The sequence below is a fragment of the Mycobacterium seoulense genome (assembly GCF_010731595.1).
Classification (GTDB): Bacteria; Actinomycetota; Actinomycetes; order Mycobacteriales; family Mycobacteriaceae; genus Mycobacterium; species Mycobacterium seoulense.
This window is the reverse complement of record NZ_AP022582.1, coordinates 2780139-2799592: the sequence shown is the minus strand read 5'-3', so window position 1 is coordinate 2799592 and position 19454 is coordinate 2780139. Positions and strand designations below refer to the sequence as shown.

The following is a 19454-nucleotide window of genomic DNA, read 5'->3' as shown; positions in this document are numbered from 1 at the left end:
ACTGGATCCCCGGCCCGCGCCCGGCGCGGGGACCGGGCACCATAGACGTGTGAAATCCACCTGGTGCGGCCGCCCGGTCGCCGGCGATCGCCCGCTGATCATGGCGATCGTCAACCGCACCCCCGACTCGTTCTACGACAAGGGTGCGACCTTCAGCGACGAGGCCGCCCGGTCCGCCGCGCACCGGGCCGTCGCCGAAGGCGCAGACGTCATCGACGTCGGGGGTGTCAAAGCCGGCCCCGGCCAGGAGGTCGACGCGCAGACCGAGGTCGCCCGGCTGATCCCCTTCATCGAATGGCTGCGCGGCGCCTATCCGGACCAGCTGATCAGCGTGGACACCTGGCGGTCCGAGGTGGCCAAGGTGGCGTGCGCGGCCGGGGCGGACCTGATCAACGACACCTGGGGCGGCATCGACCCGGCCCTGGCCGAGGTCGCCGCCGAGTACGGCGCGGGCCTGGTGTGCTCGCACACCGGCGGTGCGCTGCCCCGCACGCGTCCGTTCCGGGTGAGCTACGGAACAAGCACGCGCGGCGTGGTCGACGACGTCATCCGCCAGGTCACGGCGGCCGCCGAGCGCGCGGTCGCCCGCGGCGTGGCCCGCGATCGCGTGCTGATCGACCCGGCCCACGATTTCGGCAAGAACACCTTCCACGGGCTGCTGTTGTTGCGTCACGTGGGCGATCTAGTTAATACCGGGTGGCCCGTGCTCATGGCTTTGAGTAACAAGGACTTCGTCGGGGAGACTCTGGGTGTGGAACTGACCGAGCGGCTCGAGGGGACGCTGGCGGCCACCGCGCTGGCGGCCGCCGCCGGAGCGCGCATGTTTCGCGTGCACGAGGTCGCCGCGACCCGGCGGGTGCTGGAAATGGTGGCCTCCATCCAGGGAGTGCGCCCGCCGACGCGCACGGTCAGGGGGCTGGCATGACGGCGTCTGACCTGTTCGCCGGCGACCGCACGACCGACGCGGTGCTGGCCGCCCGGCCCGGTGACACATGGTTGTCCGATCGCAGCTGGAACCGTCCGAGCTGGACCGTCGCCGAACTCGAGGCCGCGAAGGCGGGGCGAACCATCTCGGTGGTGCTGCCTGCGCTCGACGAGGAAGAGACCATCGAATCGGTGGTCGACAGCATCTCCCCGCTGGTTGACGGCCTTGTCGACGAGCTGATCGTGCTGGACTCCGGCTCGACCGACGACACCGAGATCCGCGCCGTCGCGGCCGGCGCCCGCGTCGTCAGCCGCGAGCAGGCCCTGCCCGAGGTGCCGATCCGGCCCGGCAAAGGGGAGGCGCTGTGGCGCTCGCTGGCGGCCACCAGCGGCGACATTGTCGTCTTCGTCGACTCCGACCTGATCAACCCGCACCCGATGTTCGTGCCGTGGCTGGTCGGCCCGCTGCTCACGGGCGACGGCATTCACCTGGTCAAGAGCTTCTACCGGCGGCCGCTGAAGGTTGGCGACGTGGGCGGCGCCGCGGGCGCCACCGGGGGCGGGCGGGTCACCGAGCTGGTGGCCCGGCCGCTGCTCGCGGCGCTGCGCCCGGAGCTGGGCGGCATCCTGCAGCCCCTTGGCGGGGAGTACGCGGCCACCCGTGAACTGCTGACGTCGGTGCCGTTCGCGCCCGGCTACGGCGTGGAGATCGGCCTGCTGCTGGACACCTTCGACCGGCTGGGCGCCGACGCGATCGCCCAGGTCAACCTGGGCGTGCGGGCGCACCGCAACCGGCCACTCGCCGAGCTCGGGGCGATGAGCCGCCAGGTCATCGCGACCCTGCTCTCGCGCTGCGGAGTTTCGGACTCCGGGGTCGGGCTGACGCAGTTCTTCGCCGTCGGGCCCGACGGCGAAGACGGGCAGGGCTACGCCCAGCACACGTCGCCGGTGTCGCTGGCGGACCGCCCGCCCATGAAAATCCTGCGGCCGCGCTGAGGCCACGCTGCTTCATCGCGGTGTCGGCCGCATAGGGCAGTATCGACGACGTGGCGTTGGTGTTGCTCTACCTGGTGGTGCTGGTGCTGGTGGCGATCGTGCTGTTCGGCGCGGCGAGTCTGTTGTTCGGCCGGGGTGAGCAGCTGCCGCCCCTGCCGCGGGGGACCACCGCGACGGTGTTGCCCGCCTACGGTGTGACCGGCGCGGACGTCGATGCCGTCAAGTTCACCCAGGTGCTGCGCGGCTACAAGACCAGCGAGGTGGACTGGGTGCTGGACCGGCTGGCCCGCGAGCTCGAGGCGCTGCGCGGCCAGCTGGCCGCGGTCCACGCGTCCGCGACCGCCGCGGAGGAGCCCCGAGCCGTGGAACCCGAGGACGGCGAGGATCGTCAGGACTAGATGTGAGCGACGACGGACTGGTTCGGTGTGGGTGGGCGGCCATTCGGCCCGGGGCCGACTTCGAGTTGTACCGCGACTACCACGACCAGGAGTGGGGCCGCCCGGTACACGACGGGGTGGCGCTGTTCGAGCGGATGAGCCTGGAGGCCTTCCAGAGCGGGCTGTCGTGGCTGATCATCCTGCGCAAACGGGAGAACTTCCGGCGCGCCTTCGACGAGTTCGACTTCGAGCGGGTCGCCGGCTATACCGATGCCGACGTGCAGCGGTTGATGGCGGACGCCGGGATCGTGCGCAATCGCGCCAAGATCGAGGCGACCATCGCCAACGCGCGCGCCGCGGCCGAGCTGGGAAGTGCGGCGGACCTGTCGAAGCTGTTGTGGTCGTTTGCGCCGGAACCGCGTCCCCGGCCTGCCGACGGGTCCGAAATTCCGTCGGCCAGTGCCGAATCGAAGGCCATGGCGCGCGAGCTCAAGCGGCGCGGTTTCCGCTTCGTCGGCCCAACCACCGCCTATGCGCTGATGCAGGCGACCGGCATGGTCGACGACCATATCCTCGGTTGTTGGGTGCCTTCCGCCCGGTGACGACGCGGGCCGCGAGCGGCCCGCTGAGGAAGCGGGCAATCAGGTCGCGCCCGGTGACGACGCGGGCCGCGAGCGGCCCGCTGAGGAAGCGGGCAATCAGGTCGCGCCCGGTGACGACGCGGGCGGGGTATTCGGGGTTCGTCGGCCCGCTAAACCCGGAGAACCGGGTCTTTGTACAACTCGCGACCTGGATAGGGAACAATGGGGGGGTGATTTGGCAGTTCGATGTCGGGTATGGCTGGAAAATCGCTGGCGGGGCATGCTCGGCGCCGACCAGGTCCGCAAATGCGGGCCAGCTCGAACCTGGAGGGAGCACTCGATGGCGGCGATGAAGCCCCGGACCGGCGACGGTCCTCTGGAAGCAACCAAGGAGGGGCGCGGCATCGTGATGCGGGTACCACTTGAGGGAGGCGGTCGACTAGTCGTTGAGCTGACGCCCGACGAAGCTGCCGCACTCGGTGACGAACTCAAGGGTGTCACGAGCTCTAGCTAAAACCTGCCGGCGGACCGACCGCCGGAGGCGCTACGCACACACCTTCCGGTAGATGTCCAGGGTCTGCTCGGCGACGCGGGCCCAGGAGAATTCCTCGACGCAGCGCTGGCGACCCGCCTCGCCGTAGCGCTTCGCCTTCTCGGGCTCGGCGACGAGATCGTTGACCGCTTCGGCCAGCCTGGCCCGGTATCCGGCCTGGTCGTCGGCGTCGTAATGCACCAGCGAACCGGTCACCCCGTTGACGACCACCTCGGGTATCCCCCCGACGTCGGATGCCACCACGGCCGTCGCGCACGCCATCGCCTCGAGGTTCACGATGCCCAGCGGCTCATACACCGAGGGGCACACGAAAACCGTTGCCGCGGATAATATTTCGCGCAGCTCGCCGATAGGCAGCATCTCCCTGATCCAAAACACGCCCTGCCGGCTGTCGGCCAGCCGCGCCACCGCGGACTTCATCTCGTCGGCAATCTCCGGGGTGTCGGGGGCGCCGGCGCACAGCACCACCTGCACCGCGGGGTCGAACCGGTGCGCCGCCGCCACCAGGTGGGCGACGCCCTTCTGCCGGGTGATCCGGCCGACGAACGCCACGATGGGCCGGTGCGGGTCGACGCCGAGTTCGGCCAGCACCGACCCGGTTTGCATCGCGCCGGCCGGATGCCAGACGTCGGTGTCGACCCCGTTGCGGATGACGTGCACCAGGCTGGGATCGAGGGCGGGGTAGACCCGCAGGATGTCTTCGCGCATCGCGGCGCTGACCGCGATGACGGCGTGCGCGGCCTGCACCGCGGTGTGCTCCACCCACGTCGACACGCGGTAGCCGCCGCCGAGCTGCTCGGCCTTCCACGGCCGCAGCGGCTCGAGCGAGTGGGCGGTCAGCACATGGGGGATGTCGTAGAGCAGCGCGGCCAGATGCCCGGCCATGCCGGTGTACCAGGTGTGCGAATGCACGACGTCGGCCGCCGACGCGGCGTTGGCCATGATCAGGTCCGCGGACAACGTCGACAACGCCGCGTTGGCTCCGCGCAAGCGCGGATCGGGCTGGTGCACGAAGGCGTTCGGGCGCGGGGCGCCCATGCAGTGCACGTCGACCGCGCACAGTCGGCGCAGTTGGGCGACCAGTTCCGTGACATGTACACCGGCTCCCCCGTAGACCTCTGGTGGGTACTCCCGCGTCATCATCGCCACCCGCATACCCGCACGGTAGTTCGCCGACGACGAGGCCCGCGAGTCGGGCCGAGGAGGAGTCGAACCATCGAGCTTGGGTGCCGACGACGAGGCCCGCGAGTCGGGCCGGGCGATCGGTGACCCGGCTGCGGAACCAAATTCATTGACGGACAGCCGCACAGAACACCGCCAATAGCGCCGTCCCCCTGGCAGCGTTTCCCGACGGCCGATAGGTTTGAACCATGAGGGAAGCGCCACACGTGCTGGGCATTGTCCTGGCCGGCGGTGAGGGCAAGCGGCTGTATCCGCTGACCGCGGACCGGGCCAAGCCCGCGGTTCCCTTCGGCGGCGCCTACCGACTGATCGACTTCGTGCTGTCCAACCTCGTCAATGCGCGCTATTTGCGGATCTGCGTTCTCACTCAGTACAAGTCGCATTCACTCGACCGTCACATTTCGCAGAACTGGCGGTTGTCCGGCCTGGCCGGCGAGTACATCACCCCGGTGCCGGCGCAGCAGCGGCTGGGCCCGCGCTGGTACACCGGCTCCGCCGACGCGATCTATCAGTCGCTCAACCTGATCTACGACGAAGACCCCGACTACATAGTCGTTTTCGGCGCCGACCACGTGTATCGGATGGACCCCGAGCAGATGGTCCAGTTCCACATCGAGAGCGGGGCCGGCGCGACGGTGGCCGGCATCCGGGTGCCACGCAGCGAGGCCACCGCGTTCGGGTGCATCGACGCCGACGACTCGGGCCGCATCCGCGATTTCGTCGAGAAGCCGCTCGATCCGCCGGGCACCCCGGATGACCCCGAGGCGACGTTCGTGTCGATGGGCAACTACATCTTCACCACGAAGGTGCTCATCGACGCGATACGTGCCGACGCCGACGACGACCACTCCGACCACGACATGGGCGGTGACATCATCCCGCGCCTGGTGGGCGACGGTATGGCCGCGGTCTACGACTTCAAGGACAACGAGGTACCGGGCGCCACCGATCGCGACCGGGGCTACTGGCGTGACGTGGGGACGCTGGACGCGTTCTATGACGCACACATGGACCTGGTCTCGGTGCACCCGGTGTTCAACCTCTACAACAAGCGCTGGCCGATTCGCGGCGAGTCGGAGAACCTGGCACCGGCCAAGTTCGTCAACGGCGGCTCGGCCCAGGAGTCGGTCGTGGGCGCCGGCAGCATCATCTCGGCGGCCTCGGTGCGCAACTCGGTGCTGTCGTCCAACGTCGTCGTCGACGACGGCGCGATCGTCGAGGGCAGCGTCATCATGCCGGGCGCCCGGGTCGGTCGGGGCGCGGTGGTGCGCCACGCCATCTTGGACAAGAACGTCGTCGTGGGCCCCGGCGAGATGGTCGGCGTGGACTTGGAGAAGGACCGGGAGCGCTTCGCCATCAGTGCCGGCGGCGTGGTCGCGGTGGGCAAGGGCGTCTGGATCTAGCCGGGGGGCTCCCCGCTGGCGCCGGGAACCCGGCGTAGGCGCTGGGGAGCTGACCGGTGAGCGGGTATCTGGGGCGCAACCACGGCAGAGCATCCTTGCCGTAGGGGTGGATGCTCAGAATGACCGGGCGGACCAGCACCTTAAGCCTCCCGGAAAACGTTGAGCCGCAGGACTGTTCCGTCACGGGTCGGCACACCCACGTCGCGTTCGATGTGCAGGCCGGCCGGCGGATCGGTCACCGTGACGGGGGGCTTGGCGACGCCGCGCAGCCGGCTCGCCGCACACCGAAGCGCGCGGGGCCGCCGCGGCGTCACCAGATGTAGGGCACCAGCCGATAGCGCACCCGTTGCCGATATTCCCGGTATCCGGCCAGCTCCTGGGTGAGCAGCTGCTCCTCGTCTAGGATGCGCAGTGCGAGCATGAGGCTACCGGGAATGACGAACAGCAACCCCCAGTAGGAGCCGAGCGCCAAGGGCATGCCGACCATCATGATCACGTTGCCGACGTACATGGGGTGGCGCACGAACCGATAGAGACCGTCGGACACCAGCGTCTGGCCCGACTCCACGGTGATGGTGGCTGCGGCATAACCGTTTTGGATGATCACCAGCATGGCGACCCCGAGCCCCGTCGCCATCAGGACGTCGCCGACCACGGACAGCCACGCCGGCACCGGCGACCAGCCGAACCGGTGGTCGAGCGCGCTGACCACCATCGTTGCGAACAGGGTCAGAAATGAGCCAGTGATGATGAATTTCTGCGCGGGCCGGGGTTCGGCCCGCGGGCCGGCGTTCATGCGCCGCTGCAGGGCGGCCGGGTTGTTGCGCGCCAGGTAGATCACCGGGACGAGCGTCGCGGCCATAAACACGGCGATGAAAACCCATGCCTGCCAATAATGGAACGTGCCGGCCGGTAAGAAGAGGATCACACCGAAAGAGAGGATCCCCCAGACAGATGTCGCCGCCACGCGAATACCGGTTTTCACAACGCTCCTAGCTGCGCAGATCGCGGCGTCGGAAAGCCATGACACCGAGCGTAATCAGTCCGGTGTCAATGGCCAACAACCAAACCAACGGCACACCGGTGAAACTCGCGCCCACCCGGGGAATGTGCGCGAACGGTTCTAGGTCGAGCACCCACTGCGGGAACCCGGCCAGCGAACCGATCAGGTACAAGGCGATGAAGCCGACCAGCACGCCCCAGGCCACCGGCGTGAACCGCGGTGCGAGACCGAACAACGCGACCGTCACCGCGGACAGCAGCCAGACGGCGGGCAGCTGAACGGCCGCGCTTCCCACCACGACGGCCACCTTGCCGCCGACGTCGCCGGCGGCGGCGCCGTACACGAGTCCGCCGGCCAGGCCGCTGACCAGCATCGCCGCCGCGGATCCGAGCAGCGCCGCCAGCAGGTGGCTTGCCAGCCAACGGGTTCTCGAGACCGCGCCGGCCAGGGTCGTTTCGGCCCGCTGGCCCGTTTCCTCCTGGTGTAACCGCAGTGTCAGCGAGACGGCGAAGGCGGCAGCCGCCATGCCCAGCATGGTGAACGCGACGGCGATGAACGCTTCCGCCAAAGCGCTGGTGCCGCCCATCCGGACGACGATGTCGCGCGCGGCGTTGCTGTTGCCGAGCTCGTCGCCGATGCCGTGCACCACGCTGCCCATCAGAACGCCATAGAGGCAGAGCCCCACCGTCCACAGCAGGAGGGCGCCGCGATCCAACCGCCACGCCAGCCCGAACACGTGGCCCAGCGCCGGCGCGGCGGAGCCCGGACCGGGGCGTTCGGCGAAGAGCCCGGCGCCGACGTCGCGGCCGGCGAGCAGCCGATACGCCACCGCGGTGAGCGCGACGGTCGTCGCCAGATGCAGCGCCAGGACCGCCCAGTGGTCACCCGCGTAGGGCCGGACTTGCAGCGACCACCCCAGCGGCGAGAGCCACGACAGCGCGCCGGAACCGGCGTCACCGAGGGCGCGCAGCGTGAACGCGGCCGCCAGGACCGCGAATGCGGCACCGCGGGCGGATCGTGCGCTCGGCGACAACTGCGCGGTCACCGCGGCGACGGCGGTGAACACCAGGCCGGAGCAGGCGAGCGCGGCGCCGAAGGCGAGCGACCCGCCCGGGGCGACGTCGGTGGTGAGCAGTCCCGCCGCACCGATCACGCCGGTAGCGATGCTGGCACCGAAGGACAACAGCAGCGCGGCGCTGAGGCTGGCGTAGCGACCGACCGCCGTCGAATCCAGGAGTTCGGTCCGCCCGGCCTCCTCGTCAGCGCGGGTGTGGCGGATGACGGTCAGGATGACGGCGACCGATATCAGCAAGTGGAACATCCCGGCTTTCCAAATGCCAACGGCCCCAAGGCTGTCGTTGTAGACCTGCCCGTAGAGCGCGCGCTGCGCGGGGCTCGCCATGATGGAGGCGGCGAACCCGGCGCGGGCGGCCTGCGTGGGGTAGACCTTTTCGATGCTGCCGACGTACACCGTTGCCAGCGGCACCGACAGCAGTAACACCCACAGCGGCAACGAGATCCGGTCGCGGCGCAGGTAGAGCCGCAACATCGCGAGCGTTCCCGCGAAGTTCGGCCGGCGGGGCGGCGCGGGATGGGCCGGGCGGTGTGACCGGTCCAAGGTTGCGGTGCTCATGATGCCGACACCTTCTCCGTCGTGTCGTAGTGGCGGAGGAAGAGTTCCTCGAGCGTCGGGGGCTGGCTGACGAGGCTGCGCACGCCGGCGTCGCCGAGGGCCCGGATCAGTTCCCCGAGGCTTTCGCCGTCGACCTGGGCGCGCACGGTGTTGCCCTCCACGCTGACGTCCTCCACGCCCTTGATCCGGGTGAGATCGCCGGGGTCGCCGGTCATTTCGGCCTTGATCGAGGTGCGGCTGAGATGCCGCATCGAGCTCAGCGAACCGCTCTCGACGGTCTTGCCGGCCCTTATGATGGTCACCCTTTCGCACAGCGCTTCGGTCTCGGCCAGGATGTGACTGGACAACAAGACCGTCGCCCCCCGGTCGCGCGCCTCGGCGACACACTGCTGAAAGACGTTCTCCATCAACGGGTCCAGGCCGCTACTGGGCTCGTCTAAGAGCAGTAGGCGGGCCTGCGACGAGAAGGCGGAGATCAGGGAGACTTTCTGCCGGTTGCCCTTGGAGTAGGTCCGCGCCTTTTTGTGCGGGTCGAGGTCGAAGCGCTCGATCAGCTCGGCGCGACGCCGTAGGTCGATGCCACCGCGCATGCGGGCCAACATGTCGATGGTCTCGCCGCCGGTCAGCGTCGGCCATAGTGTGACATCTCCTGGCACGTAGGCGATCTGGCGGTGTAATTCCACCGCGTCGGTCCACGGGTCGCCGCCCAATAACCGCACGCTGCCGCCGTCCGACTTGACCAGGCCCAGCAGGATGCGGATGGTCGTCGACTTCCCCGCGCCGTTGGGGCCGAGGAAGCCGTGCACTTCACCTTCGCGCACGGTGAGGTCGAGACCGTCCAGCGCACGGACCGCACCGAAGTTCTTTGTCAAGCCGCGGATTTCGATGGGCGCGGCACTGTCAACTGGCATGGGTTTCTCCTTGATCATCTGCGGCACCTTCTGCGGCCACGAATGCGTCGTACATGGTGCGGTCGACCAGCAGTCCTTCGGTGTAGATCTCCAGCGCGGGCAGCACCATCTCGCGGGCGTAATCGCGCAGGACCGCCCGGATATCCGTTGGCGTGTCGTGCATCTGCAGATAGAGCAGAAAGCCGCCACCGCCGGTGATGCCCAAATACCGGGCCCGGGCGTGCGGGTCCTGACTCGGTTTTATCGTGCCGGCGCGCACACCCTCGTCCAGGTAATCCTCGGCGTTATCGATCATCCTGCGCCACAACATGTTCGCCAGATCACCGCCGGTCTGCATGCTGCGAACCAGGTAGGCCATCATCGGCGCGTACGACTCGATCTCGGCCATCTGCGCGAACCAGGTGGCGGGGTCATTCGACTTGAGCGCCTCGGACTTACTGGTGCGGATCTCTTCGGCGATGTAGTCGTCACACGCCTTGCGCAGGCCGTCCTTGGAGCCGAAGTGGTGGATCACCAGCGCGGCGCTCACCCCCGCCGCTTCGGCGATCGCGCGCAGTCCCACGCCGAACCCCTGCTCGCCGAACTGCTCGATGGCCGCGTCCCGGATCCGGGCGGCGGCGGTCAGGTCGGCTGAACGCATGTTCAGAACGCTAAACGCATGTTCAATCGCGAGTCAAGGAGGTGCGGCGTCAAGAATTCATAAAGGTGCGATCGCAAGCGCGGCGGGGCCGGGCGCGGCGGGTCGCCGCCAGTCCGATCCAGCGGCGATCGCAAGCGCGGCGGGGCCGGGCGCGGCGGGTCGCCGCCAGTCCGATCCAGCGGCGATCGCAAGCGCGGCGGGGCCGGGCGCGGCGGGTCGCCGCCAGTCCGAACTAGTCGCGGACGGCGGCCAAAATGCCGTCGCCGAGCGGCACCAGCGCCGGGGTGAGCCGCTCGTCCTCGGCGATGAGTCGCGCCGCCTCCCGCACCGCGACCACCTCCGCGTCGCGGGCGGCGGGGTCACCGGCGCGGCCGCCGAGGGCGGCCCGGTGCACCACGATGACGCCGCCGGGCCGCAGCAGCCGCACGCCCTCCACGACGTAGTTGGGCTGGTCAACGGGGTCGGCGTCGACGAACACGAGGTCGTAGGACGCGTCGGCGAGCCGGGTGAGGACCTCTTGGGCCCGGCCGCTGATCAGCCGGGTGCGCGACGGCCCGATCCCGGCTTCGGAGAACGCCTGCTTGGCGAGCCGCAGATACTCCGGCTCGATGTCGATCGTCGTCAAGACGCCGTCGTCGCTCATGCCGGACAACAGCCATAGCCCGCTGACCCCGGCGCCGGTACCCACCTCGGCGACGGCCTTGCCGCCGCTGAGCTTCGTCAGCAGGCTCAGCAGCGCACCCACCGCAGGTGTCACCGCCCCTGCGCCGATGTCCATCGCACGCTCGCGAGCGGCCGCCAGCAGCGCGTCCTCTGAGATCGACGCCTCGGCGTGCGCGAAGAGGGATTCGGCTCGACTTGGCGCCGGCGGGCCGGGGGTTTCTGCGTCGGTGCCGTCCATGCCCGCAGCGTATTCCACTTCGTTGCACACCCCCGCGTGGCGCGCCTAAGCTGCAGCCTCACGACACGCCCGGCGACGCCGCTGCGTTTAACTTCACCCGGCTGCGGATATGTCCAGCACAGCGATGGTAACGATCCGGTTTCTCAGCCTGAGCTCAGATTGTTCATATATCGCACATACGCCGATACGCGACGGTGTCCCTATGGATCGCGGAGCGGGTAGGCAGGGGAATACGGACTGGCGGCCACGTGTTGCCGTCGGCGACGACTTGTCGCTTTTTGGCAGGACGGATTCGGAGGATCTGATCATCACCACTCTTTTGGGCCCGACCAGCATGTCGCACGCCCAGGACTGCCCCACCGACGAGTGGGTGGAGCCGGCCGACGGGCTGCAGGGCACGGCGGTATTCGACGCGACTGGGGACAAGTCCACGATGCCCTCGTGGGACGAGCTGGTGCGTCAGCACGCCGACCGGGTGTACCGGCTGGCCTACCGCCTCTCCGGTAATCAACAGGACGCCGAGGACCTGACCCAGGAAACGTTCATCCGGGTTTTCCGGTCGGTGCAGAACTACCAGCCGGGAACGTTCGAAGGCTGGCTGCACCGCATCACCACCAACCTGTTCCTGGACATGGTGCGCCGTCGCGCCCGCATCCGGATGGAGGCGCTGCCGGAGGACTACGAGCGGGTGCCCGCCGACGAGCCCAATCCCGAAGAGATCTACCACGATTCGCGGCTCGGGCCCGATCTGCAGGCGGCGTTGGATTCGCTGCCGCCGGAGTTCCGCGCCGCGGTCGTGCTGTGTGACATCGAGGGTCTGTCGTACGAGGAGATCGGCGCGACGCTGGGCGTGAAGCTGGGAACGGTGCGCAGCCGTATTCACCGTGGACGTCAGGCGCTGCGCGACTACCTGGCCGCGCATCCCGAATTGGGGCCCGGCCGGGACCTGCTGCACGCCCAGTCGGCGTAGGCGCGGCGAGCGCTCGCACCACCGCAGCCGGGTTCGCGGCCCGCGATGAGCCAGCGGCTTTGCCGTCTGTAGACGCGGTATTGCGCACTGCCTCGCGCTACATTCGAGGGGTAGGCGCAACGAAAGGACCCGGTCATGGCCGATCGAGGACATGTCTTCCGACGTGCGTTCTCCTGGCTTCCCGCTCAGTTCGCCTCTCAGAGCGATGCGCCCGTCGGCGCGCCGCGCCAGTTCGGCTCCACCGAGCACCTTTCCGTCGAGGCCATCGCGGCCTTCGTCGACGGTGAGCTGCGCATGAACGCGCACCTGCGTGCGGCGCATCACCTGTCGCTGTGCCCGCAGTGCGCGGCCGAGGTCGACGATCAGAGCCGGGCCCGGGCGGCGCTGCGCGACTCGCACCCGATTCGTATCCCGAGCACGCTGCTCGGGATGCTCGCCGAGATTCCCTACGATTCGCCCGACGACGCGACCGGCCGGGCGGACCGTTTTGCTGACCGCGATGCCCGTGAGCAGCGCAAGCGTCCGTAGCTCGACACCTTCTCGTCGAAATCCCCGTGGCTGACCGGGCCGAATTTTGCGCACCCCGCCCGTGCGCTCATGGGCGAGGTGCACCGAACCGTGGATACTAGGGTGGACGCAACCACTCCGGTGTCGCATCTATCGCCCGGCGAAGGGCCCGTCTCGAGCGCTCAAGAAGAGGATCCAAAGGGGTAACGTGACCTCCGATCAAGGCTTCGACCAGAAGCAGGACAGCGGCAAGAACCGCGGCAACCGCTTAGCGCCGCGTCCCATCTCGCGTCCGCCGGTCGACCCCGCGTCGCGTCAACTCTTCAGCCGTCCCGACGGGTTGCGCGGGTCCTTTGTGGCCGATCGTGTCCGCCCGCAGAAGTATCGGGACCAGGCGGAGTTCAGGCCGCACGACGAGCCGGCCGATCCCGTGCTTCAGGAGGCGTTCAGCCGGCCGCTCGGCAGTCCCGACTCGCTGCAGCGCCACCCCGTCGACGCCGGCGCGCTGGCGGCCGAGAAGGACGGTGCCGAGCCGGAGGAACTGGACGATCCGTGGCGCGACCCGTCGGCGGCGGCCGCGTTGGGCACTCCGGCGGTTGCCCCGTCGGGCCCGCGGGTGCCGCAGGGCTACGGCGGCAAGCTCGGCGTGCGCGATGTGCTGTTCGGCGGCAAGGTGTCCTACCTGGCGCTGGCCGTCTTGCTGCTGATCGCGCTGTTCGTCGGCGTGATCGGCGGGGTGGTCGGTCGTAAGACGGCCGAAGTCGCCGAGGCGTTCACCACCTCGAAGGTGACGCTGTCGACCAACGGCAACGGTGAAACCCCGGCGGGCCGCTTCGCCAAGGTGGCGGCCGCGACGGCCAACGCGGTGGTGACCATCGAATCCAAGAGCGACCAAGAGGGCATGCAGGGGTCCGGCGTGGTGGTCGACGGCCGGGGCTACATCATCACCAACAACCACGTGATCTCCGAGGCGGCCAACAACCCCAGCCAGTTCAAAACGACCGTGGTGTTCAACGACGGCAAGGAAGTGCCCGCCAATCTGGTCGGCCGCGACCCCAAGACCGACCTCGCCGTGCTCAAGGTCGACAACGTCGACAACTTGAGCGTCGCCCGGTTCGGTGACTCGGACAAGGTGCGCGTGGGCGACGAGGTGCTCGCGGCGGGCGCGCCGCTGGGCCTTCGCAGCACCGTGACCCACGGCATCATCAGCGCGCTGCACCGGCCCGTCCCGCTCTCCGGAGAGGGCTCGGACACCGACACCGTGATCGACGCCCTGCAAACCGACGCGTCGATCAACCACGGCAACTCCGGTGGCCCGCTGATCGATATGGATTCGCAGGTGATCGGCATCAACACCGCGGGTAAGTCCTTGTCCGACAGCGCGAGTGGGCTCGGCTTCGCGATCCCGATCAACGAGGCGAAGGAAGTCGCGCAGACGCTGATCAAGGACGGCAAGATCGTGCACCCGACGCTGGGGATCAGCACCCGGTCGGTGAGCAACGCCATCGCCTCCGGGGCCCAGGTTGCCAATGTGAAGGCGGGAAGCCCCGCGCAAAAGGGCGGACTCCTCGAGAACGACGTCATCGTCAAGGTCGGCAACCGCACGGTCGCCGACGCCGACGAGTTCGTCGTCGCCGTGCGCCAACTGACCATCGGCCAGGACGCCCCGATCGAGGTGGTCCGCGACGGCCGGCACGTCACCCTGACCGTCAAGCCCGATCCCGACGGCAGCTAGATGTTCGGAAGCCTGAGCTGGGAGCACATCCTGGTCCTCGTCGTGGTCGGGTTGGTGGTGCTCGGCCCCGAGCGGCTTCCCGGTGCCATCCGCTGGACGTCGACCGCGCTGCGGCAGGCGCGCGACTACCTCAGCGGGGTGACCACGCAGCTGCGTGAAGACCTCGGGCCCGAGTTCGACGATCTGCGGGTTCCGCTCAGCGAACTGCAGAAGCTGCGGGGGATGACTCCGCGCGCCGCCCTGACCAAGCACTTACTGGACGGCGACGATTCCTTCCTCACCGGGAACTTCGACAGGCCGGCCAACGGCACTGCGGGCACGGCGTCGGAGCCCTCGACGCCGCAACTGGGCGTGCCGCCCGCGGGCGGCGCACAGCACATTCCCGGGCAGACGCCCTTCGACGCCGACGCGACCTAGCGTGGCGATCGCAAGCGCGGCGAAGCCGGGCGAAGCGGGTCGCCACCATCAGGCCTAGCGTGGCGATCGCAAGCGCGGCGAAGCCGGGCGAAGCGGGTCGCCACCATCAGGCCTAGCGTGGCGATCGCAAGCGCGGCGACGCCGGGCGAAGCGGGTCGCCACCATCAGACCTAGCGCCGCGTCGGATCGAGCCCGAGCGAGACGCCCGCCAGTCCGCGCCGCCGCGATGACAGGGTGTCGGCCACGCTGCGCAGTTCCTTGCCCGCGGGGGAGTCGGGGGCGCTGAGCACGATCGGCGTGCCGGAATCGCCGGCGGCCACCAGCGCGGGGTCCAACGGAATCTGGCCCAGCAGCGGCACGTCCGCGCCGACCGCGCGGGACAGGCGTTCGGCCACCTGCCGGCCGCCGCCCTCGCCGAACACCTGCATCGTCGAGCCGTCGGGGAGGGTCAGGCCCGACATGTTCTCCACCACCCCGGCGATGCGCTGGCGGGTTTGCATCGCGATGCTGCCCGCCCGCTCGGCGACCTCGGCCGCCGCCAGCTGCGGCGTGGTCACCACCAAGATCTCGGCGCTGGGGATCAGCTGAGCCACCGAGATCGCGATGTCGCCGGTGCCCGGCGGTAGATCCAGCAACAGCACGTCCAGATCGCCCCAGTAGACGTCGGCCAAGAATTGCTGCAATGCCCGGTGCAGCATCGGCCCGCGCCACACGACCGGCGTGTTGCCCTCGGTGAACTGGGCGATGGAGATGACCTTCACCTCGTGCGCGATGGGCGGCAGGATCATCGACTCGACCTGCGTGGGCCGGTCGGTGGTGCCCATCATCCGGGGGATGGAGTGGCCGTGGATATCGGCGTCGAGCACGCCGACCGACAGGCCGCGGGCCGCCATCGCGGCGGCGAGGTTGACGGTGACGGTGGACTTTCCCACCCCGCCCTTGCCGGACGCGACGGCGTAGACCCGCGTCAGCGAGTTCGGCTGGGCGAAGGGGATGACCGGTTCGCGGGCATCGCCGCGCAACTGCTTGCGCAGTTCGGTGCGCTGCTCATCGCTCATCACGTCCAGGGTGACCGTCACGGTCCCCGTGCCCGGCACGTCGGAGACGGCCTGGGCGACCCGCTCGGTGATCTCGGTCTTCTTCGGGCATGCGGCGGTGGTCAGGTAGATCGCCACGTGTACGCCGCCGCCGGGCTCGGTGTCAATGCTCTTGACCATCCCGAGTTCGGTGATGGGGCGCCGTAGTTCGGGGTCGATCACCTTCCCCAGTGCGGTGCGGATTGCTGCGCTCAAGTCGGCAGTGTCATGAGGGGACATCACCGCCGAGTGTAGGCGTGCGCGATGCCAGATCGCCGCGAGCCCGTTGGCGGCGACCCGCAGCGCCCGGCTTACGCCGCGCTTGCGATCGCCGCGAGCCCGTCAGCCGCCCGCAGCGGCCCCCGGCTGCTTAGGCGGCGCCGCGTTCGCCGGGCCGGCCGGTTTGGGTGCCGGCGATGCCGGGGCGGGTGCCGCCGGGGGCGGGGCAGCCTGCGGGTCCGGAGGTGGCGGCGGGGCCATCGGCGGAGGTGGCGGGGCCATCGGCGGCGCCCACGGCGGCGGGGCGTTGGGCGGCGGGTTCTGGGGGCCGACGCAGATCACCGTGCAGCCGGGCATCCGCGTTGGGGCCTGCTGTTGTGTGGGAGTCATCCACGGGAACATCGGCGGTGGACCGACGCTCTGCGGTTGGCCGAGGTCGATCAGCGGCACGCGAGCCAGGGGATCGTCCAACGGCAACCCGTTGACGTTCATCGGCAGGTTGGGGCCGAGTCCCTCGGGATGCTCGAGGAACCCGTCACCGAGCGGAGGCGGCGGACCTGTCATCGGAGGCAGGTCCACGGGAACCACGCCGGTGGCGTAGGCCGAGGCCCAGCCGAGCACGTTCTGGGCGTACGCCATCGAGTTGTTGTAGCGAAGGATCGCGGCCATCACCTGCGACGGGTCGCGGAGGTTGAGGCCGCCACTGCACAGGTAGCGCGCCGCTGCCAGCGTGGAGTCGAACAGGTTCTGGGGATCGGCAACACCGTCGCCTTTGCCGTCGGAGGCGTACCGCGCCCAGGTGCCCGGCAAGAACTGCATCGGTCCCATCGCGCGGGCATAGGTGGGGCGATTGCCGGTGCTGCTCTGCAGGATGACCTCGTTGCCCGGCAGCGTGCCGTCCAATGCTGGGCCGTAGATCGGGACGACGGCGGTGCCGCGCGCGTCGACCGCGCCGCCGCCGGCATGCCCCGACTCGATGCGCCCGATCCCGGCCAGCAAGTTCCAGCTCACGCCGCAGTTCGGGGCGGCCACTGCCATCTTCTGCTCGGCTCTGCGATAGGCAGCCAGTGCGATGCTCGGAATGCCAAGCGCCCCAGGTGCATTCACGATCATCGCCGGCGGTGGCGCCGACAAGGCGGGCTCGGCGACGTGGAAGGCGATTGGGGAACGGTCGGCGGGGACGACAGCCGGTCCCGAGAGGTCGGGAACGGACGGGGAGACGGCGGCCACCGGGGCGATGTTGGCGTGCACCGGGGGCAGCTTCTCGGGAAGTGAGGGCGCCGCGCCGCTGACTGCTCCCGCGAAGACCAGGGGGGTGATGGTGGCTACGCCAAACGCTCGCGAGCGTGTGACCTGAAGTGCTCGCAGCCGCGCCGCCGCGGCGGCCGGGCGTGCACCCCGGCGTCCCCCTATGCGCACTCGACCGTCCTAGGTGTGTGAGCTGGTCAACTGCTCTCTCAGCCGTGAACTAGATCACCATACATAACTCTTGTGACCAGAGTGGCGCAATGGTCGGAACCGGTTCTCAGCCCGATTTCTTAACGTTGCGGTCCTCGCCGTCGCCGCCCTGCACCGCGTCGGGGCCGCCGGATTCGGGCGCCAGATTGGCCAGCAGGGTGCGCAGGTTTTCGAGTTCGTGACGCAGATATTCGCGGGTCACGACCTCGCCGACGGCCAGCCGCACCGCGGCGAGTTCGCGGGCCAGAAACTCGGTGTCCGCCTTCGTCTGGGACGCGCGATGGCGATCCTGTTCCAGCGCGACGCGGTCCCGATTCTCCTGACGATTCTGGGCGAGCAGAATCAGCGGCGCCGCATAGGCGGCCTGCGTGGAGAACGCCAGGTTGAGCAGGATGAACGGGTACGGGTCCCAGCGCAGCCGCACCGCGAACAGGTTCACCGCGATCCACGCCACCACGAGGATGGTCTGCACCAGCAGGTAGCGGCCGGTGCCGAAGAAGCGCGCGATGGACTCGGTGATCTGGCCGACGGCCTCGGGGTCCAGGCGCGGCGAGTACCTGCGCGACGTCCGCGGGGTGTAGAGCCGACGCGGCGCCGGCGCCCTGCTCAACGTGGCCCTCCCAGTTCTTCGAGCCGGCCCGTGGCGTCGAGCGCCTGCACATCCACCCGCCAGTCGTGCGGCAACAGGTGATCGAGGAGATCGTCCACCGTCACCGCCCCCAACAAATGGTTCTGGTCGTCGAGCACCGGTCCGCACACCAGGTTGTAGGCGGCCAGGTAGCGGGTCACCGCAGCCAGCGGCGTCTCCGGCGTCAGCGTGAGCAGGTCGGTGTCCACGATCCCGCCGACCAGTTCGGCCGGCGGTTCGCGGAGCAGTCGCTGCAGCTGCACACAGCCCAGGTACCGGCCGGTAGGTGTGGACGTGGGCGGGCGCGCCACGAACACCATGGACGACAGGGCGGGGGTGAGGTCGGGGTCGCGGACCCGGGCCAGCGCCTCGGCGACCGACGTGTCGGGCGTCAGCACCACCGGATCAGAGGTCATCAGGCCACCGGCGGTGTCGGGGGAATGTGCCAGCAGCCGCCGCACCGGGGCCGAATCGTCGGGATCCATCCGGGTCAGCAGCATCTCCGCGTCCGTCGGGTTGAGCACGCCGAGCAGGTCGGCGGCATCGTCTGGATCCATCTCCTCGAGCACGTCGGCCGAGCGTTCGGTGCCCAGCTCGGACAGCACGTCGGCCTGGTCCAGCTCGGGCAGCTCCTGCAAGACGTCGGCGAGCCGGTCGTCGTCGAGCGCTTTGAGCACCTCGTAGCGCCGCTTGGGCGGCAGGCCGCGGATGGCGTCGGCCACGTCGACCGCCTTCCAGCCCTCGAACTGGTCCAGCAGCTGCGCGACCGCCTGGCCCGGCATGGCCAGCGCCGACGGGGTCAGGCCCTGCACGTGATGCCAATCCACGACGTGCACGGGGCCGCGCCGGCCCAGCCGCCGTTGGCTGCGCACGGCGACGCGGCTCACCATCCAGTCACGGGTGCGGGTCTGTTCGATACCGAGGTCGGTGACGACGACGTCGAGGCCGGCCAGCTCGGGCAGCGCGGGGTCGTTGACCCTGACCTGGGTGTCGAGCACCTGACCGATAGCCAGCACCTCACCCGGGCGCTGCTCGAAGTGGCGCAGGGAGACGCTGCCGGTGTTGAGCGTGACGGCCTCCGGCTCGATCGTGGCGACCCGGAGCATCGGGATGAAGATGCTGCGCCGCGTCGCCAGATCGACGACCAGTCCCAGGACACGCGGTTGCTGACGCACGATGCTGATGCTCACCACGACGTCGCGGATCCGGCCGAAGGACTCGCCGAGCGGGCCTAGCACCAACATCCGCGAGAGCCGGGCGATGTAGACCCTGTTGACCGATGCCATGGGGAAAGCCTAGGCAGCCGCCGCCGGGATGGCGGACGGCGGCGGGGAGGGCCG

The 19454-nt window shown here is 69.3% G+C and carries 20 protein-coding genes and 1 pseudogene; 10 read left to right on the top strand and 11 right to left on the bottom strand.

The genetic code is table 11. The features are described from left to right. Positions 1–49: 49 nt before the first annotated feature. The 5 genes from folP (at position 50) to G6N37_RS12750 (ending at position 3392) form a co-directional block, all read left to right on the top strand. Positions 50–925: a dihydropteroate synthase gene (gene folP, locus G6N37_RS12770; protein ID WP_163680781.1), complete on the top strand. Its 876-nt coding sequence runs from the start codon at positions 50–52 to the stop codon at positions 923–925. Then, on the top strand, positions 922–1920 hold the full coding sequence (locus G6N37_RS12765) for a glucosyl-3-phosphoglycerate synthase (protein ID WP_163680777.1): 999 nt from the start codon (positions 922–924) through the stop codon (positions 1918–1920). The genes folP and G6N37_RS12765 overlap by 4 nt, the downstream gene beginning before the upstream one ends. A gap of 50 nt (positions 1921–1970) precedes the next feature. After that, positions 1971–2318 (top strand): DivIVA domain-containing protein, encoded by a 348-nt coding sequence (locus tag G6N37_RS12760; protein WP_163680775.1) that lies wholly within the window; start codon positions 1971–1973, stop codon positions 2316–2318. Positions 2319–2320: 2 nt separating this feature from the next. Further along, entirely contained in the window at positions 2321–2899 is a 579-nt protein-coding gene (locus G6N37_RS12755) for a DNA-3-methyladenine glycosylase I (protein ID WP_163680772.1), read from the top strand. 319 nt (positions 2900–3218) lie between these two features. Continuing rightward, positions 3219–3392 carry a DUF3117 domain-containing protein gene (locus G6N37_RS12750; RefSeq protein ID WP_003878471.1) on the top strand — a complete coding sequence of 58 codons (174 nt, stop codon included), beginning with the start codon at positions 3219–3221 and terminating at the stop codon, positions 3390–3392. Positions 3393–3422: 30 nt separating this feature from the next. On the opposite strand, the gene glgA is transcribed toward G6N37_RS12750, so the two are convergent. Further along, positions 3423–4586: a glycogen synthase gene (gene glgA, locus G6N37_RS12745; RefSeq protein WP_163680766.1), complete on the bottom strand. Its 1164-nt coding sequence runs from the start codon at positions 4584–4586 to the stop codon at positions 3423–3425. A gap of 215 nt (positions 4587–4801) precedes the next feature. Here glgA and glgC point away from each other — a divergent pair, with 215 nt between their 5' ends. After that, entirely contained in the window at positions 4802–6016 is a 1215-nt protein-coding gene (gene glgC / locus G6N37_RS12740) for a glucose-1-phosphate adenylyltransferase (RefSeq protein ID WP_083176638.1), read from the top strand. A gap of 82 nt (positions 6017–6098) precedes the next feature. Here glgC and G6N37_RS12735 read toward each other — a convergent pair. The 6 genes and pseudogenes from G6N37_RS12735 to G6N37_RS12705 form a co-directional block, all read right to left on the bottom strand. Next, positions 6099–6333 (bottom strand): annotated as a pseudogene (locus G6N37_RS12735) (CocE/NonD family hydrolase); the annotation flags it as partial. After that, complete coding sequence (locus G6N37_RS12730) at positions 6327–7001, bottom strand: methyltransferase family protein (protein ID WP_163680764.1); 675 nt, start codon at positions 6999–7001, stop codon at positions 6327–6329. The pseudogene G6N37_RS12735 and the gene G6N37_RS12730, both read right to left, overlap by 7 nt. Positions 7002–7008: 7 nt before the next feature. Then, complete coding sequence (locus tag G6N37_RS12725) at positions 7009–8652, bottom strand: ABC transporter permease (RefSeq protein ID WP_163680761.1); 1644 nt, start codon at positions 8650–8652, stop codon at positions 7009–7011. Next, positions 8649–9563 (bottom strand): ABC transporter ATP-binding protein, encoded by a 915-nt coding sequence (locus G6N37_RS12720; protein ID WP_163680759.1) that lies wholly within the window; start codon positions 9561–9563, stop codon positions 8649–8651. Before G6N37_RS12720 ends, G6N37_RS12725 begins: the two co-directional genes overlap by 4 nt. After that, positions 9553–10203, bottom strand: a complete 651-nt coding sequence (locus tag G6N37_RS12715; RefSeq protein ID WP_163680756.1) for a TetR/AcrR family transcriptional regulator — start codon at positions 10201–10203, stop codon at positions 9553–9555. The genes G6N37_RS12720 and G6N37_RS12715 overlap by 11 nt, the downstream gene beginning before the upstream one ends. 232 nt (positions 10204–10435) lie before the next feature. Further along, positions 10436–11104 (bottom strand): O-methyltransferase, encoded by a 669-nt coding sequence (locus G6N37_RS12705; protein ID WP_163680753.1) that lies wholly within the window; start codon positions 11102–11104, stop codon positions 10436–10438. Positions 11105–11306: 202 nt separating this feature from the next. Here G6N37_RS12705 and sigE point away from each other — a divergent pair, with 202 nt between their 5' ends. From sigE to tatB, 4 genes are all read left to right on the top strand, one after another. Beyond that, positions 11307–12074: an RNA polymerase sigma factor SigE gene (gene sigE, locus G6N37_RS12700; RefSeq protein WP_163680750.1), complete on the top strand. Its 768-nt coding sequence runs from the start codon at positions 11307–11309 to the stop codon at positions 12072–12074. Between the two features lie 135 nt (positions 12075–12209). After that, entirely contained in the window at positions 12210–12602 is a 393-nt protein-coding gene (gene rseA, locus G6N37_RS12695) for an anti-sigma E factor RseA (RefSeq protein ID WP_163680747.1), read from the top strand. 187 nt (positions 12603–12789) lie between these two features. Then, positions 12790–14316: a serine protease HtrA gene (gene htrA / locus G6N37_RS12690; RefSeq protein ID WP_163680744.1), complete on the top strand. Its 1527-nt coding sequence runs from the start codon at positions 12790–12792 to the stop codon at positions 14314–14316. After that, a complete protein-coding gene (tatB, locus tag G6N37_RS12685; RefSeq protein ID WP_163680741.1) occupies positions 14317–14733 on the top strand; it encodes a Sec-independent protein translocase protein TatB in 417 nt (138 codons plus the stop codon). It begins immediately after the preceding gene. A gap of 170 nt (positions 14734–14903) precedes the next feature. Here the strand turns inward: tatB and G6N37_RS12680 are convergent, their stop codons facing one another. The 4 genes from G6N37_RS12680 to G6N37_RS12665 all read right to left on the bottom strand — a co-directional run bounded on the left by G6N37_RS12680 (position 14904) and on the right by G6N37_RS12665 (position 19400). Continuing rightward, the gene (locus G6N37_RS12680) at positions 14904–16049 is read right to left on the bottom strand and encodes an Mrp/NBP35 family ATP-binding protein (RefSeq protein ID WP_163680737.1); all 1146 of its coding nucleotides are present in this window, start codon (positions 16047–16049) and stop codon (positions 14904–14906) included. A 102-nt stretch (positions 16050–16151) separates the two neighbouring features. Continuing rightward, positions 16152–17447, bottom strand: coding sequence for a lytic transglycosylase domain-containing protein (locus tag G6N37_RS12675; protein WP_163680735.1), 1296 nt, complete (start codon positions 17445–17447; stop codon positions 16152–16154). 106 nt (positions 17448–17553) lie between these two features. Beyond that, a complete protein-coding gene (locus tag G6N37_RS12670; protein ID WP_163680732.1) occupies positions 17554–18096 on the bottom strand; it encodes a DUF1003 domain-containing protein in 543 nt (180 codons plus the stop codon). Further along, positions 18093–19400, bottom strand: a complete 1308-nt coding sequence (locus tag G6N37_RS12665; protein WP_163680729.1) for a magnesium transporter MgtE N-terminal domain-containing protein — start codon at positions 19398–19400, stop codon at positions 18093–18095. Before G6N37_RS12665 ends, G6N37_RS12670 begins: the two co-directional genes overlap by 4 nt. Positions 19401–19454 lie beyond the last annotated feature (54 nt).

Coding starts and splice junctions, on each gene's coding strand:
- glgC (WP_083176638.1), top strand. CDS start 4,802: ATGAGGGAAGCGCCACACGTGCTGGGCATTGTCCTGGCCGGCGGTGAG.
- G6N37_RS12680 (WP_163680737.1), bottom strand. CDS start 16,049: ATGTCCCCTCATGACACTGCCGACTTGAGCGCAGCAATCCGCACCGCA.
- sigE (WP_163680750.1), top strand. CDS start 11,307: ATGGATCGCGGAGCGGGTAGGCAGGGGAATACGGACTGGCGGCCACGT.
- glgA (WP_163680766.1), bottom strand. CDS start 4,586: ATGCGGGTGGCGATGATGACGCGGGAGTACCCACCAGAGGTCTACGGG.
- G6N37_RS12665 (WP_163680729.1), bottom strand. CDS start 19,400: ATGGCATCGGTCAACAGGGTCTACATCGCCCGGCTCTCGCGGATGTTG.
- G6N37_RS12715 (WP_163680756.1), bottom strand. CDS start 10,203: ATGCGTTCAGCCGACCTGACCGCCGCCGCCCGGATCCGGGACGCGGCC.
- G6N37_RS12720 (WP_163680759.1), bottom strand. CDS start 9,563: ATGCCAGTTGACAGTGCCGCGCCCATCGAAATCCGCGGCTTGACAAAG.
- tatB (WP_163680741.1), top strand. CDS start 14,317: ATGTTCGGAAGCCTGAGCTGGGAGCACATCCTGGTCCTCGTCGTGGTC.
- G6N37_RS12705 (WP_163680753.1), bottom strand. CDS start 11,104: ATGGACGGCACCGACGCAGAAACCCCCGGCCCGCCGGCGCCAAGTCGA.
- G6N37_RS12725 (WP_163680761.1), bottom strand. CDS start 8,652: ATGAGCACCGCAACCTTGGACCGGTCACACCGCCCGGCCCATCCCGCG.
- G6N37_RS12750 (WP_003878471.1), top strand. CDS start 3,219: ATGGCGGCGATGAAGCCCCGGACCGGCGACGGTCCTCTGGAAGCAACC.
- G6N37_RS12765 (WP_163680777.1), top strand. CDS start 922: ATGACGGCGTCTGACCTGTTCGCCGGCGACCGCACGACCGACGCGGTG.
- rseA (WP_163680747.1), top strand. CDS start 12,210: ATGGCCGATCGAGGACATGTCTTCCGACGTGCGTTCTCCTGGCTTCCC.